The 14,870-nt window shown below is 63.4% G+C and carries 16 protein-coding genes; 3 read left to right on the top strand and 13 right to left on the bottom strand.

From position 1 onward, the window contains the following. Window positions 1-26 precede the first annotated feature (26 nt). On the top strand, window positions 27-464 hold the full coding sequence (locus GRI34_RS03895; RefSeq protein ID WP_199800221.1) for an RNA pyrophosphohydrolase: 438 nt from the start codon (window positions 27-29) through the stop codon (window positions 462-464). A 4-nt stretch (window positions 465-468) separates the two neighbouring features. Here the strand turns inward: GRI34_RS03895 and GRI34_RS03890 are convergent, their stop codons facing one another. The 5 genes from GRI34_RS03890 to GRI34_RS03870 form a co-directional block, all read right to left on the bottom strand. Then, a complete protein-coding gene (locus GRI34_RS03890) occupies window positions 469-975 on the bottom strand; it encodes a tetratricopeptide repeat protein (RefSeq protein WP_160594813.1) in 507 nt (168 codons plus the stop codon). Window positions 976-1,035: 60 nt separating this feature from the next. Further along, window positions 1,036-2,214, bottom strand: a complete 1,179-nt coding sequence (locus GRI34_RS03885) for an RsmB/NOP family class I SAM-dependent RNA methyltransferase (protein WP_160594812.1) — start codon at window positions 2,212-2,214, stop codon at window positions 1,036-1,038. Continuing rightward, window positions 2,211-2,474, bottom strand: a complete 264-nt coding sequence (locus GRI34_RS03880) for a hypothetical protein (protein ID WP_160594811.1) — start codon at window positions 2,472-2,474, stop codon at window positions 2,211-2,213. Before GRI34_RS03880 ends, GRI34_RS03885 begins: the two co-directional genes overlap by 4 nt. 3 nt (window positions 2,475-2,477) lie before the next feature. Then, a complete protein-coding gene (gene guaB, locus GRI34_RS03875) occupies window positions 2,478-3,932 on the bottom strand; it encodes an IMP dehydrogenase (protein ID WP_160596381.1) in 1,455 nt (484 codons plus the stop codon). A gap of 88 nt (window positions 3,933-4,020) precedes the next feature. After that, window positions 4,021-4,776, bottom strand: a complete 756-nt coding sequence (locus tag GRI34_RS03870) for a 3-hydroxybutyrate dehydrogenase (protein WP_160594810.1) — start codon at window positions 4,774-4,776, stop codon at window positions 4,021-4,023. Between the two features lie 78 nt (window positions 4,777-4,854). Here GRI34_RS03870 and ypfJ point away from each other — a divergent pair, with 78 nt between their 5' ends. Further along, window positions 4,855-5,703 (top strand): KPN_02809 family neutral zinc metallopeptidase, encoded by an 849-nt coding sequence (gene ypfJ / locus GRI34_RS03865; RefSeq protein ID WP_160594809.1) that lies wholly within the window; start codon window positions 4,855-4,857, stop codon window positions 5,701-5,703. 73 nt (window positions 5,704-5,776) lie between these two features. Here ypfJ and creD read toward each other — a convergent pair whose 3' ends face one another. From creD to GRI34_RS03850, 3 genes are all read right to left on the bottom strand, one after another. Beyond that, window positions 5,777-7,147, bottom strand: coding sequence for a cell envelope integrity protein CreD (gene creD, locus GRI34_RS03860; RefSeq protein WP_160594808.1), 1,371 nt, complete (start codon window positions 7,145-7,147; stop codon window positions 5,777-5,779). Between the two features lie 128 nt (window positions 7,148-7,275). Next, the gene (locus tag GRI34_RS03855) at window positions 7,276-8,970 is read right to left on the bottom strand and encodes a M56 family metallopeptidase (protein ID WP_160594807.1); all 1,695 of its coding nucleotides are present in this window, start codon (window positions 8,968-8,970) and stop codon (window positions 7,276-7,278) included. Beyond that, window positions 8,967-9,356: a BlaI/MecI/CopY family transcriptional regulator gene (locus tag GRI34_RS03850; RefSeq protein WP_160594806.1), complete on the bottom strand. Its 390-nt coding sequence runs from the start codon at window positions 9,354-9,356 to the stop codon at window positions 8,967-8,969. The genes GRI34_RS03855 and GRI34_RS03850 overlap by 4 nt, the downstream gene beginning before the upstream one ends. 215 nt (window positions 9,357-9,571) lie before the next feature. On the opposite strand from GRI34_RS03850, the gene GRI34_RS03845 reads away from it, so the two are divergent. After that, window positions 9,572-10,219 carry a peptidylprolyl isomerase gene (locus GRI34_RS03845; protein ID WP_160594805.1) on the top strand — a complete coding sequence of 216 codons (648 nt, stop codon included), beginning with the start codon at window positions 9,572-9,574 and terminating at the stop codon, window positions 10,217-10,219. Here GRI34_RS03845 and GRI34_RS03840 read toward each other — a convergent pair. The 5 genes from GRI34_RS03840 to sdhD are packed head-to-tail and all read right to left on the bottom strand — an operon-like array spanning window position 10,216 to window position 14,865. Then, a complete protein-coding gene (locus GRI34_RS03840; RefSeq protein ID WP_325065176.1) occupies window positions 10,216-11,079 on the bottom strand; it encodes a glycoside hydrolase in 864 nt (287 codons plus the stop codon). The genes GRI34_RS03845 and GRI34_RS03840 overlap by 4 nt on opposite strands. Then, entirely contained in the window at window positions 11,076-11,519 is a 444-nt protein-coding gene (locus tag GRI34_RS03835) for a thiol-disulfide oxidoreductase DCC family protein (protein ID WP_160594804.1), read from the bottom strand. Before GRI34_RS03835 ends, GRI34_RS03840 begins: the two co-directional genes overlap by 4 nt. Beyond that, window positions 11,516-12,619 carry a saccharopine dehydrogenase family protein gene (locus GRI34_RS03830; protein WP_160594803.1) on the bottom strand — a complete coding sequence of 368 codons (1,104 nt, stop codon included), beginning with the start codon at window positions 12,617-12,619 and terminating at the stop codon, window positions 11,516-11,518. The genes GRI34_RS03835 and GRI34_RS03830 overlap by 4 nt, the downstream gene beginning before the upstream one ends. Window positions 12,620-12,637: 18 nt before the next feature. Further along, window positions 12,638-14,479 (bottom strand): succinate dehydrogenase flavoprotein subunit, encoded by a 1,842-nt coding sequence (sdhA, locus tag GRI34_RS03825; protein ID WP_160594802.1) that lies wholly within the window; start codon window positions 14,477-14,479, stop codon window positions 12,638-12,640. Beyond that, on the bottom strand, window positions 14,479-14,865 hold the full coding sequence (gene sdhD, locus GRI34_RS03820; protein WP_100261144.1) for a succinate dehydrogenase, hydrophobic membrane anchor protein: 387 nt from the start codon (window positions 14,863-14,865) through the stop codon (window positions 14,479-14,481). Before sdhD ends, sdhA begins: the two co-directional genes overlap by 1 nt. Window positions 14,866-14,870: the final 5 nt, after the last annotated feature.

Raw genomic sequence — 14,870 nt, 5'->3', positions numbered from 1 at the left:
TGGGTTACCGGCCCTGCGTCGGTGTGATGCTGGTCAATGGCGATGGGCGCGTGTTCGTCGGTCGCCGGATCGACAACAAGGAAGGCGACTGGTGGCAGATGCCCCAGGGCGGTGTCGACGATGGCGAGGACCTAAACCAGGCGGCATTGCGCGAACTGGCGGAAGAAACGGGCGCTAGGCCCGAACACGTGACCATCATCGACCGCATGGCCGAACCCGTCCGCTATGACCTGCCCGAAGAACTGATCGGCAAGCTATGGGGCGGAAAATACCGTGGGCAGGAGCAGGTCTGGTTCCTCGCACGCTTTTCCGGGAAGGATGAGGACATCGACCTCGAAGCCCATGACCCGGCGGAATTCTGCGACTGGAAGTGGGCCGAACCCCAACAGCTTCCCGAGTTGATCGTACCCTTCAAGAAGCGCGTCTACCGCGCCGTTGTCGAAGCTTTCCGCGAGCTCGTCTGAGCGGTCAGTTGGTCTGAACGCCCTGCGTTTCCGGCAACGTGGCCTCTGCCGTCATGACAGGGGTGCGCGGACCAGCGGCAATGGCGGCCTCGATCGCTTGCGTTTCGGGGCAGGTTTCGCCGCATAGCGACTGAACCGCCGCCAGCTTTTCGCGCGCCTTTTCCAAGGCACCCTTCTCTGCAAGCGCGGCGCCTTCGCCAGCCATGGCGACCAGGTTCTGGGGATCGCGGTCCAGCGCCTCGCGATAATAACGGATCGCCTTGCCCTGGAGATTGTCCGCCCGCGCCGCTTCGGCGAGGTGGATGAAGATCGGCGTATATCCCGGATCGACTGCAAGCGCGGCTTCGAACGCGTCGATCGCGCCCTGCGTGTCGCCGGCATCCAGCGCGGACTTGCCCTCGGCAATCAACACACCAGCGCGCGGGGCCGGATCGCGCTCGTTCCCCCAGCTGACGCTCGCCGTAAGCGCGAGGGCTAGCGAAAGGGCAGCAGCGGCGGGGGCAAAACGCATTATCGTCTCCGTCAGGGGCGTAGTCGCAGATGGACGCGGATCGGCCATGTCACAAGGCTATCATGACTTTTCTGCACGAGCGATGAAAAAACCGTCCGTCCCGTCATGGTGCGGCGTGAGGCGAATGCCCTGCCCTCGCGCTCGTCCGGCGGGAAGTTCCATCGGGGATGCGGAGAATGCCGGATCGCGCGCAAGGAAGGCGTCGAACTGGTCCGCACCCTCTTCATCGAGCAGGGAACACGTCACGTAGACCAACCGCCCGCCGGGCTTGACGAGCCGGGCAGCAATATCGAGCAGGCGAACCTGCAAATCGGTGAGGCGCGCCAGTTCCTTGTCGTCCAGCCTCCAGCGCGCTTCGGGATTGCGGCGCCATGTTCCCACGCCCGAACACGGGGCGTCGATCAGGACGGCATCCGCCTGACCTTCGAACCTTGCAAGAGCATCAAGTTCCTGTCCGGGATTGAGCAATACCGTCTCGATATTGGTCGCCCCGGCACGTTCCGCACGCGGCATGAGGGCCGAGAGCCGATTGCGGTCGGTGTCGCTGGCGACAAGGCGACCGAGATTGTCCATCGCCGCTGCGAGCGACAAGGTCTTGCCGCCTCCGCCTGCGCAAAGGTCGATAATAGTCTCGCCGGGCTGCGCACCGGCAGCAAGGCAGGCGATCTGCGATCCGGTGTCCTGGATCTCGATCTTGCCCTCGCGCCACTCCGGCCACTGTTCGACCTGCGTGCCAGCCTCGAGGCGGAGGCCATTCGGCGCAGCGGTAGATGTGCTTTCGACCGGGAGCGCGAGGGTGGCGCGCTCGGCTCTCAGCGTGTTGACGCGGATGTCGAGGGGTGCGCGATCCAGCAAAGCTTGAGCTTCGGCTCCCGATACATCCGATCCGGCGAGCCTTTGCTCCAGCCAGTCTGGCGCAATTCCGCCTGCCGCGACAGGTTCATCGCCAGCCAATTCTGCCGGACCATAGTTCGATCCGTCGAAGAGGGCGCGGATATGCTCGTCCGTCTCTGCGAGGCGCAGCATCGCGGCGCGGCCCGTTTCCGGGACCGGACCGCATGCGCGAATGGCCGCATAGACCAGTTCGCGAATGGCGCGGCGGTCCTTGGACCCGGCGAACCGGTTGCTACGAAACCACTCCGCGAGAATGCGGTCGGCAGGCGCACCTTTCGACCGTGCCGACGCGATAATCGCATCGAGCAGTTCGATCGAGGTCTGGACTCTGGCGGCGGGGGTCATTTTCCTTCGCGTTTCGCGGTATCGCGCCGTTCGATCAGCTGCTCGAACTCGCTCGGATCGGGCATCGGGAGGCACCAGTGGCGCAAATCGTCGCGCTCCATGTGGGCTTCATGCGCAATTCTGTCGAGCATCGCGTCCGCAGCAGCGAAGCACTCTTCCTCGCTCTCGAACAGGATAGCCTGGCGTTCGAGAACGACGTGCACCGGCTGCTCGTCCACGATCTTGAGGACGAACAGCATGAAAGGGACGAAAAGTTCCATGGGTTAACGCGAAGGGTAGTTCGGTGCTTCGCGGGTGATGGATACGTCGTGCACGTGGCTTTCGGTGAGGCCGGCGTTGGTGATGCGCACGAACTGCGCGCGCTTGCGCAGGTCGTCGATCGTGGCGCTACCGGTGTAGCCCATGGCGGCCTTGATCCCGCCGACGAGCTGGTGAACCACTGCGGCGGCGGCACCCTTGTAGGGCACCTGGCCTTCGATGCCTTCGGGCACCAGTTTCTGCTGGCTGACGTCGGCCTGGAAATAGCGGTCGGCACTGCCGCGCGCCATCGCGCCCACGCTGCCCATACCGCGATAGCTCTTGTAGCTGCGGCCCTGGTAGATGAAGGTTTCGCCGGGGGCCTCTTCGGTGCCTGCCAGCATCGAACCGATCATTATGCTCGATGCGCCTGCGGCGAGAGCCTTGGCCGCATCGCCGCTGGTGCGAAGACCGCCATCGCCGATGACCGGCACGCCGGCCTTCTCTGCCGCTTCGGCGCAATCCATGATTGCCGTCAGCTGCGGCACGCCGACACCCGCGACAACACGCGTGGTGCAGATAGAGCCCGGACCGATGCCGACCTTCACTGCGTCCGCGCCCGCATCGCACAGGGCGCGCGTGGCTTCGGCAGTCGCGACATTGCCCGCGATCACCTGCACGCTGTTGGACAGCTTCTTGACCCGTTCGACGGCCTTGGAAACTTCCTTGTTGTGACCGTGGGCGGTGTCGATCACCACCACGTCGACTTCGGCATCGATCAGCGCTTCGGTGCGTTCGAAACCCTTGTCGCCGACCGTCGATGCAGCGGCGACGCGCAGCCGCCCGCTAAGGTCCTTGGTCGCATCGGGATAGGCGACTGCCTTTTCGATGTCCTTCACCGTGATGAGACCGACGCAGCGTCCGTCATCATCGACCACGAGCAGCTTCTCGATCCGGCGCTGGTGCAGCATCCGGCGTGCCTCTTCCTGCCCGGTGCCGAGCGGCACGGTGGCAAGGTTTTCGGTGGTCATCAGCTCGCTGACCGGCTGGTTGGGATTTTCGGCGAAGCGCACGTCGCGGTTGGTCAGGATACCGACCAGCTTGTCGCCGCGATCGGTCACGGGAATGCCGCTGATCCGGTTGGCAGTCATGATCTGCTGCGCATCGCCCAGCGTCGCTTCGGGATTGATAGTGATCGGGTTGACCACCATACCGCTTTCATAGCGCTTCACCGCGCGCACCGCGGCCGCCTGGTCCTTCACCTCGAAATTGCGGTGCAAGACGCCGATGCCGCCAAGCTGCGCCATGGCGATGGCCATGTCGGCTTCCGTCACCGTGTCCATCGCGCTGGAGATGACCGGAATGTTGAGCTGGATGTCGCGTGTCAGCCGCGTGAGCGTCTTGGCCATCGAAGGCAGGATATCGCTCTCTGCCGGACGCAAGAGAACGTCGTCGAAAGTGAGGCCGAGGGGAATGTCGATGGATGCCACTGGGAGAATCGCCTGCCGGAGTAAATGTGGCGGCCCATGTAACGACGCTTCGCGGGATTAGCTAGTGGCTCGGGGAGGTTTACTCCGCCGTCCAGCCGCCATCGACGCTCCAGTTCGCGCCGTTGACGTTTTGCGCCTCGTCCCGGCACAGGAATACCGCGAGCGCACCGATCTCTTCCGGCTGGACGAACTTCTTCGTGGCCTGCTTCACCAATAGCACGTCATTGATGACTTCGTCGCGGGTCATCCCGCGCGCTTTCATAGTGTCGGGGATCTGGTTTTCGACCAGCGGGGTCCAGACATATCCGGGGCTGATGCAGTTGGCGGTGATGCCGTGCGGCGCCAGTTCGAGGCCGATGGTCTTGGTAAAACCGTCGAGGCCGTGCTTGGCGGCGTTATATGCGCTCTTGAACGGAGAGGCGACCTTGGAGTGGGCGCTGGCGGTGTTGATGATGCGGCCCCAGCCCTTCTCCTTCATATGCGGCACAACGAGCCGCGTCGTGTGGAAAGCTGCCGTCAGGTTCAGCGCGATGATCGTGTCCCACTTGGCGATGGGGAATTCCTCGACCGGGGCGACATGCTGCATGCCGGCATTGTTGACGAGGATGTCGATCCCGCCGCTGTCGGCCATCATCGCCTCGATCTGGGCGACATCGGTCAGGTCCGCGCCCGAGTGGGTCGCACCCAGTTCCTCGCACAACTTGGCGATCTCGCCCTCGTCTCCGAAGCCGTTGAGGACTACCTCGGTGCCTTCTGCCGCAAGGGCCCGGGCAGTCGCCAGGCCGATGCCCGAAGTCGATCCGGTGACAAGTGCGCGCTTTCCTTCGAGAAACATTTGTGGCCTCAAGTGTTGTGACTAACATACAAGCCATTGCGCAGCAGCGCTGAACGGTCAATCGCGGGGGATGCAGGAATGCGGCTAAATCCATTCAATACCGACAATATCCAGGTTCGCTCCAGCGGAGGCGCAGGTAAGGCTGGCGGCATCGGCTGCGGCACGATCATCATCGCCGCCATCGGCTACTTCGTCTTCGGGCTGGACCCGATGCAGACCGCCAGCACGGTCGAAAGCGTGCAGCAAGGCTCGCAGCAGGCAGGCCCCGCCAACACCGACGAAGAGGCAATCTGCAACTCCAGCGAATATGCGCGCGAGGCGTGCAACGGCCTCCAATCGCTCAACCAGACCTGGGCGCGCACTTTCCAGGAACAGGGCTATGGCGACAGCTTCCGCCAGCCCACGCTCGACCTGTTCCGCAATGGCCGCGTCACCACGCAGGGTTGCGGCAGCGCGACTTCGGCCGCCGGTCCGTTCTACTGCCCGGCCGACCAGACGATCTATATCGACACCAGCTTCTACGACCAGCTTGCGCGCATGGCAGGCAATCGCGGCGATTTCGCGCGCTATTACGTGCTTGCCCATGAATACGGCCACCACATCCAGACGCTGACCGGCGTATCCCAGCAGATCCGCAGTGCGCAGGCGCAGAACCGCCGCCAGGCGAACCAGCTGCAGGTACTCATGGAACTGCAGGCCGATTGTTATGCCGGCGTATGGGCGGGCAAGAACCGCAACCTCATCGAACCGGGCGATATCGAGGAAGGGATGGAAGCTGCCGCCGCCATCGGTGACGACCGCCTTACCGGTGGCCGCGTGTCGAGCGAGAACTTCACTCACGGCACCAGCGCCCAGCGCAGCCAGGCCTTGCGCCTCGGCCTGCAGGGTGATGACCGCCAATGCGATGCGATCACCAATATCGGTTGATAGTCCAGCCTAGGCACAGAAAAGGGCGCGGCCTCCTCGGTCCGCGCCCTTTCTTTGTGTCACTCCACGAAGGTCATGCTTCGTAGGTTTGCTCCGGCTCCCTTACCGCCTGTGACCAGTCGAGATTGCGGGTAGCGTACATAACGCCCGCCAATGCGAAGAACATCGCGACCGAGCCAACGATCAGCGAGGCTTCCTCGAGGCTCATCAGCACGTACAGCCCCGCGTAGAGAACAATAAGCAAGCCGCCGATAAAGCCTGCCCGTTTCCACCCACCAAGAACTGCGGCGCTGTAGGCGGTCAGCAGCCCGATAATGGCTGCACTGGCGATCAGATATGCCAAGGCAAACCCCGCGACTTCGGCGAAGGCAAGCAACAGGACGAAGAACAGCACCAGTCCGGCGCCCGTCAGGAGATACTCCGCCGCCGCCACGCGGGCTCCGCCGATCACGTCGAACAGCAGGAAGGCAAGGAATGTGAAGCCGATGAAGAGGAAGCCGTATTTCACGCTGCGGTCGACCTGCGCGTAGATGTCGCCGGGCTCGACCAGCGCGATGGTGGCCCAGGCAACGCCTGCGGCTTCTTCCACTGCTGCGTATTCGGACATCTGGCGACGCTCAATTTCCGCATCGGGGCTTTCCGCCGGACCCTGCCCGATGGCGAGCGTTCCGATCGACCAGTTGGCGCTGAATCCTTCGTCGGAGATGTCGCTGGTGTCCGGCAGATAGCGACCTTCGAAGCCGGGGTGCTGCCAGGACGAGGTTACGTTCCAGCGCGTGTCGCCGCCCTCCGGTGCCAATGACAGAGAACGGCTACCGCGCAGGGTATAGCTGTATTCGAGGTCGAGCGCGTCGCTCTCGCTCCAGTCGTAGGTGCCGTGGAAGCCGCTGCCCTCGCCGCGGGCACGCTGGCCGGGTGCCAGCTCGACCGTTTCCCCGCCGAGGCTCGCTTTCGCGCCGCCCCGCAAGCCGCGCGCATCGCTCACACCGAAGCGCAGCTGCGCCTCGGACAGGACGAGCTGGTCACGCGTCACTTCATAGCCGGAAAGATCGTCGGGCAATTCGAACCGCGCCTGACCAATCATATCGGCAGAGAAGACAACCGTTTCGTAGATCGCCTTCTTCTTGCGCTCCGTATCGAGCTGCGTTTCGAGCGAATGCTGCACCGGAGCAAGTACGATTTCCGAGCGTACCTGCTGTGTCTGCATCACCGACTTGCCATCCACCAGAACCGGGACCTGCTTTTGCGAGAGGTAGGGAACAGCGAGGACCGGGGTAGAGATAACCTGCGAGCCTCCCGCACCTGCCGTGATAGTCGATTCCGCGATACGGGCCTGGTTCTGCCGGTCGTTGACCAGGTCGTAGACCATGATGATCGGTATCAGCAGGACGAGGCCGATCAGCCCCGCGATGACCAGTTTGACTGTGGGGGATCTGTCTCGCATCGTTTCATCTCCATTGGTTGCGATGAAACGTTCTTTGTGAGCGACGAACTGAATGCCTTGTGAACCCGGCAAGGCAAGCAAAAGGCCGGCTTCCTCGCGGAAACCGGCCTTTCAGGAGAATGGGTTGATCAGGAAAGCGAGGATTCGAGTTCGGCAATTTCCTCGTCCAGATCGCGCAAGATTTCCTCGCGGATTTCCGCAGATAGCGACCTGTCCTTGGCGATGGCCTTGCGCGCACCGCGAATCGCGCTCAGGGCGAGGCGGTCGCCCGCGCTCTCGCAAACATACATGACCGTCTTGCCATTGGCCTTGACCTTGGTCGTCACGGGCCGATCGGGATAGACGCATTTCTCGATGACTTCGGGGACGGCAGCGATGGCTTCGGCGACTGCGTGAGCCACCGCGGCTTCGGTTTCAGCCTCCAACTGTTCCTGCCGTGCCTCCGACCATGCTTCGGCCTTTTCCTTCTTGGCTTCGGCATAGGAAATGCGGCTGTCAGCCCAATCCTGGCGGCTTTCCGCATAGGCGAGGCGAGAATCTGCCCACACCTTGCGACCTTCGCCATAGGCTTCACCCGCCCAGCGCTTTTCTTCGCGTTTTGCTTCTGCGTGCATGCGACGTGCTTCGGTCATGGCGCGCTTGGCATCGGCCTGCGCACGTTCCACATCAGGAGCAGGCGGAGCGAGCGGAGCGACGGGCGGCGCGGGAACCTCGATATTGCCCGGCACTTCAGGAGCTTCAGGCGGCGCGGGAGGCAACGGATAGGTAAAATCGGCCAGGGGAGCGGGCTCTGCAACGGCTACATCGTCCACGGGAGTCATCGCCGACACTTCGGCGAAACAGACGGAGGCGGTGAGCGGTACGGCGAGGAACGCGCTTGCCAGGGTGGCGCGGCCGGCGATGCGGCGGCGCGGCGAAATATCGGACATGTTCAAACTCCTCAAACGATGGATGATCGACTTGTCCCCCAGAACTGGACACGCCATCGGCGCGGCGAGCGCCGGTCGCGGCGTCCCCTGCGGATGGCGAGCGAAATCGGCAATGATGCCGGCATAGGTAGCGCGTTCCTCGCGCGGGCGGGCGGCCACTACCCGCGCGTCGCAGGCCGCTTCCTGGTCACGGCGCAGCGCGTTCCAGCCCAGCCAGCCAAGCGGATTGAACCAGTGGATCGCGAACAGCGGCTGGACGGCCATGTTGACGATCAGGTCTCCGCCGCGATGGTGAGCGAGCTCGTGCGCAATCGCGAGATCGCGCGAGATCCTGTCGCGGCTAGCCATGAAACCCGCTGGAAGGGCGATCACGCGGTCCAGCACACCGAAGGCCATCGGCCCCGAAATGGCAGGCGTTTCGATCAGGCGCACGCTGCCGACATCGCCCACCGGGCGCGCATCGTCGAGCAAGTCGCGGCGCAGTTCGAAGTAAAGATAGAAACGGCGAGTCAGCATGACCGCAGCACCGACCAGCCAGATTGCCACCAGCGGCAGCACGAAATCGGTCGGGTCTGCGAAGGTTTGCGGCGCCGGAGAATTGGCAACCATATCCGCGAAATACCCCGCCGGTTCTCCCGCTGCCTCATCCAAGGCGAGCGGCGCGGTTTCGAAAGAAACCTCGGTGCGCGGGGTCAGGTTCATCCACGCCGGAAGCGTGAGCGGGGGCACGAACAGGCGCATCAGCGGGATGAACCACAGGGCGTAGGCCGCGCCGGAGCCGAAGTGTTTTGCAACGGGACGACGAAGCACCATCACCATCGCGATCAGGGCGCCCGTCCACACTAGCGTGTCGAACAGGAACCATTCCCAATATTCGCGCAAGAGCTCGATCATTTCCGCATCTCCTTAAGGAGCGCCTCGATCTCTTCGAGGTCGGAATCCGTGAGCGCTTCATTCTCGGCCAGATGGGCGAATAATGGCGCTGCGCGGCCGCCGAACAGGCGGTCGACCAGCCTACGCGATTCGCCGCCGACATAGTCGGAACGCTCGATGAGCGGGTGGTAGAGGAACTTGCGCCCTTGCGGCTCGGTACCAATGACACGTTTCGCCACGAGGCGACCGAGAAGCGTCTTTACCGTCGGGATGGACCAGTCGTTTTCGGCACAGACGCGTTCGCACACTTCGGCAGCCGACAGCGGACTTTCGGTCCACAGAGCCTCCATGACCGCGTGTTCGGCTTCGCTGATCCGGTCACCCGGCGATTGCTTGCGCTGTCCCATAACGTACCTCTTCCCCTCGGGATTCGCTGATTTCGTTTACGGCTGTAGACTGTTTGACTACGCCTGTAAACATCAACGCATTCCCGCACCCGCATCTGGCAGAAAGTATTGCCGCACGGGGCGCAACAAAGGCTCTGCATGGGACGCCCGACTATCGATGAACGGCAACAAGGCTGAGGATTGACGCCGCACCACGCTGATGTAGCCTGCCTTGCATGCTTCGGATTTTCCTCCCCGCCCTCGCCCTGATTGCCGCACCGCTTGGCGCGCAGGAGGCGGAGGTCGCCCCTCCCCAGCCTGGCGAACCCGAAACCGTCCTCGTCGTTCTCGAAACGACGGCAGGCGACATTACCGTGGAGCTGGAGACCGAGCGGGCACCGATCACGGCGGGCAATTTCCTGCGCTATGTCGACGAAGACCGCTTTGACGGCACGGTCTTCTACCGCGCGATGACGCTCGACTGGGGCGACCAGCCCAACGGGCTGATCCAGGGCGGCACGCAGTGGGACCCGGACCGGGTGCTGCCCGGCATCCAACATGAACCGACGACGGTAACCGGCCTCAGCCACACCAAGGGTGCGCTCTCAATGGCGATGGGCGAACCGGGAACGGCCAACGGGGACTTCTCGATCTTCCTTCAGGATTCGACCGGCATGGACGCCGATCACAAGTCCGAAGACCCCGTCTGGCAGAACGGCTACGCGGTGTTCGGATATGTCGTGGAAGGGATGGACGTGGTCGCCACAATCCATGCCATGCCCACCGATCCCGAAAAGGGAGAGGGCTGGATGAAAGGACAGATGCTGGCCGAGCCGGTGAAGATCATCGAGGCGCGCCGCCTCGCCTCTCCGAACGAGGACTAACAGACTTCGGCGGTATTTTCCGGAATGGGGCCCGGCGGTACGCGCGCCGGGCTGGCGTGGAAGGGGTCGGATTTGAGCCGGTGCCGCGTACCGTATGCCGAGCCCAATGCGGCGAACAGTTTCGGATCATATGCTGCAAGATCGGGGTGATCTAGGATCCTCTGGCCTTCCACAACAATCATGCGATTGGAGTTGAACCAGATCTGCGTGCCTTCGGCCCAGTATTCCTGGATGGTCGTGGTGGCATATTCATTCAGCCAGAGATCGTTGGCGAGCGCGTGGGCATAGGCAGCCTCAATTTCGGCAAATAACGCCGGATCGACTGCTTCGATGGCGAACAGGACATTGTGCGCCATTTCGTGCACGAAAATGGTTTCGCCGTAATAGCGTGACGTCGGCAGGCCGAGGACGTCCTCTTCCGATCCGACCGTGCGTTCGCCGCCGATCCCCCTCGCCCGCTCGTCCCAATATTCGCGATCGGACTTGGCGCCGATGCGCACGTCGTAATGCTTGAGTTCGCAGCGCGTCAGCCGCGGATCGTCGCGCGCAGGCTTCGTCCAATGCGCTTTGCCGGGCAGGTCGAGCAATGCCTCGTCTTCGGAGATAATCGCAACGCGATAGTCGTTTGCCGCAAGCCATGCCGCGTATTCAGGTCGGTGCGCCAGCATCCCGCGCGCCATGTCGCGCGCGGACAGGAGCGCCTCGTCGGACACCCGGGCCGATGACAGGATCGGAATGCCCGAAGCGTCGACGTGCTTTGCATAAAAGGGTTCGGCGCCAATCGATGAAGGCGGCGCGGCGGGCGTCACCGCACAGGCTGCGAGGGCGAGGCTCAGCGCAGGCGACAAGCAACGCTTCACAGCAATCTCGCCCTCTGGTCGGGCGTAAGCAATGCACAGGCTTCGGTCTTGCCGAACCAGCGATAGCGATTGCGCGCGACCAGGCGGTACATCGCGTCACGAAAGGGCCGCGGGACGATCCGAAAAACCCCGGCAAGCCGCCACAGGCCGCCCAAGCGGCGCGCCAACTGAAAGTATCCCTCGCTCATTTCATATGCCTGCCCATCCGCCAGGAAGAGGTAGCTGTCATCCATCCTGAGGCCGTAATGCCGGTAAAGCGCGCTGCCCAGTTCGCCTTGCGCGCTGGTGAGCGCGATCCTTTCCTTCCGGTCATGCTGCATGATGAACCGCGCTCCGCCCGAACACAGGACGCAGACATTGTCGAAGACGAACAGCGGACGGCTGTCGTCGAACCCGGGCACCTGCGGATCGTCGCGATAGCTGTATGGTGGACGCGTCATTCGTCGATACATTCGATATCGAGGCCCGCGAAAGCCGCGCGGTATTCATCCAGGGAAATCACGTCGAGACACGGCCGCGCTCCGGGTGCCAGTCGCTCTCCACGAGCAAGCTTGCGGGCAATCAGGATCGGCGGGATGATCGGGATGTTCGGCCCGTGGCCACTGCGGGCGATGATCCAGTGTCGCCGGATGACCGGAGCGCCGCTAGCGTCCACCCCCTCGATCACCATGTGGAAACCGCTGCGCCCCCGGCTGAGGACATTGAAGGGCTTCGACAGGCTGACCAACAGGTCGGCAAAGCGCGACAGGTTCGGGATCAACCGCACCCTCCGCAGCGCGCCCATCACCCACAGCCCGAAATGCAGGGGTGCGATTTCGTGTCCGGCAAGGAAGCGATGGTCCTGCAATCCCGGGTATCGCGATTGGAAAAGTTCGAGGTCGGGCACATCGCCGGTAGCGAACCAGCGGCGTCCGAGTTCGGGATAGTCTACGGGGATAGCGCCGCGCCATCCGATCTCTTCCTGCATCCGGCCGGCCCGAAGGCGCGTGAACCGCTCTCCGACGTAGGAAAGCACCGCAGCAACCGTCCCTGCGCCGCGATTGGCCTGTTCCGCGCCGCTTATCCCGTATTCGACACGGCGCAGTTCCGTCATGTCGTCAAGCGCGGCATCGCAATAGGCAGCCGTCAGAGCCGGGACCGAGCTGGCGCCGGAGAGGACCGTGACGCCCTTTTCCCGCGCGGCTGAATCCAGTTCTCCGATGCCGCACACGAATGCGCGCGCATCTGCGATGTCGCAATAATGGGCCCCGACCGCGATCGCCGCCTCCGCTACGCCATACCCCTGGCCATGATACGGGCCGACCATATTGATGACGAGGTCCGGCGCAATGTCGCCAAACATGACCGCGGGAGGGTCCGCGATATCGACACGCGCGCCTTGCGCGGGGTTTGCAGCTTGCAAGCCAGCTGCGAACGCCTGTGCCTTTTCCAGGTTACGTCCGCAGATGACGAGTTCGATCGCGCTGTCCGCAGCGAGCTCGCGTGCGACATAGCCACCGAAATTGCCGTAGCCTCCGATGATGGCGATACGAAACGGCATGACCGGCTCGCCGCGGGTTTAGTAAACCCGCTTTTTCGGCTCGATGTAGTCGACGTCGTCGGTCAGCGTGTATTCGTGGACCGGGCGATAATCGATCTTCACGCCGCCGCCATTGCCGCCCCAACCGTCGAACCAGGCGATGGTGTGCTTCATCCAGTTCTTGTCGTCACGCTCGGGGAAGTCCTCGTGCGCGTGGGCGCCGCGGCTTTCCTTGCGGTTTTCGGCCGAAGCGATGGTCACATTGGCCTGCGCCATGAGATTGTCGAGTTCGAGCGTTTCGATGAGGTCGCTGTTCCAGATCATCGACCGGTCGTGGACCTTCACGTCCTCCATCCGCTTGTTGACGTCGCGGAGCAACTGGACGCCTTCGGACAGGAGCTTGCTGTCGCGGAACACGGCTGCGTGCTTCTGCATGCTCTTCTGCATGTCCGAACGCAGGACCGCGGTCGGGATGCTGCCGTCGGCATGGCGGAAGTGGTCGAGGCGCGTCAGCGCGAGGTCGGCGCTGTCCTTGGGAAGCTCGTCATGGCTGACGCCAGGCTTGACGATTTCCTTCAGGCGATGGCCGGTCGCGCGGCCAAAGACCACGAGATCGATCAGCGAGTTCGAGCCGAGACGGTTTGCACCGTGGACCGACACACAAGCCGCTTCGCCAACTGCGAACAGGCCGGGGACGATCTTTTCCGGATCCTTCGGATCACCTGCCATCACTTCGCCGTGATAGTTACAGGGGATGCCGCCCATGTTGTAGTGCACCGTCGGCGTGACCGGCAGCGGCTGCTTGGTCAGGTCGACACCGGCAAAGATCTTGCCGCTTTCGGTGATGCCCGGGAGGCGCTCGCCCAGCACCTTGGGATCGATGTGATCGAGGTGCAGGTAGATGTGGTCGCCATCGGGGCCGACACCGCGGCCTTCGCGCATTTCCAGCGCCATCGAACGCGACACGACGTCGCGCGATGCAAGGTCCTTGGCCGAGGGGGCATAGCGTTCCATGAAACGCTCGCCTTCGGAGTTGGTGAGGTAACCGCCCTCGCCGCGCGCACCTTCGGTGATGAGCACGCCTGCGCCGTAAATGCCGGTCGGGTGGAACTGGACGAATTCCATGTCCTGCAGCGGCAGGCCTGCGCGCAGTACCATGCCGCCACCGTCGCCGGTGCAGGTATGGGCCGATGTCGCGGTGTAATAGCAGCGGCCATAGCCGCCGGTGGCCAGCACGACCGCGTGGCTGCGGAAACGGTGGATCGTGCCGTCGTCGAGGCACATGGCGATGACGCCGCGGCAGACCTTGCCGTTCGGGCCATCTTCCATGATCAGGTCGAGCGCGAAATACTCGATGAAGAAGTCCGCGTCGTACTTCAGGCTCTGCTGGTAAAGCGCGTGAAGCATGGCGTGACCGGTACGGTCGGCCGCGGCGCAGGTGCGCTGCACAGGCGGGCCTTCGCCCATGTTCTGCATGTGGCCGCCGAAGGGGCGCTGGTAGATCGTGCCGTCGTCATTGCGGCTGAAGGGCACGCCCGCATGCTCCAGCTCGTAGACGGCCTGCGGCGCTTCGCGGACCATGTATTCGATCGCGTCCTGGTCGCCGAGCCAGTCGGAGCCCTTGACGGTGTCGTACATATGCCACGACCAGTGGTCGGGCGTGTTGTTGCCGAGCGAAGCGGCGATGCCGCCCTGCGCTGCAACGGTGTGCGAACGGGTCGGGAAAACCTTGGTGATGCAGGCCGTGCGAAGGCCGCTTTCCGCGCTGCCCATAGTGGCGCGCAGGCCCGAGCCACCGGCGCCGACGACGACGGTGTCATAGGTATGGTCGATGATCGGGTAGCTGCGACCGCCAATTTCGAAAGTTTCGGTGCGGGCCATCAGGCGGCTCCTCCGAGGGCAAGGCGCGCGATCGATACGAGACCGAAGGCTGCGCCGCCGATTGTTGCAAGGTTGAGAAGGGTGAGCACGCCGAACTTGGTGCCGGCGTCGTGGACATAATCCTCGATCAGGACCTGCAGGCCCAGGCGCGCGTGCCAGAACACGCTGACGATCAGCAGGGCCAGTGCGGTGGCGGGCAGCGTCTGCGAAGCCCAGCCGGTCATGGCCGCGTAATCGTAGGAAGGCAGCATCGCCAGGCTGACCACGAGGAACAGCATGAGCACGAGATTGCCGATGGCGGTGAAGCGCTGCACCAGCCAGTGGTGCGCACCTTCATGCGACGGGCCCAGCCCGCGCACGCGTCCGATGGAAGTTCCGTTACCCATTGCGC

The sequence above is a fragment of the Qipengyuania aquimaris genome (genome assembly GCF_009827445.1).
GTDB classification, from domain to species: Bacteria; Pseudomonadota; Alphaproteobacteria; order Sphingomonadales; family Sphingomonadaceae; genus Qipengyuania; species Qipengyuania aquimaris.
This window is presented reverse-complemented; position numbering and strand designations above follow the sequence as displayed.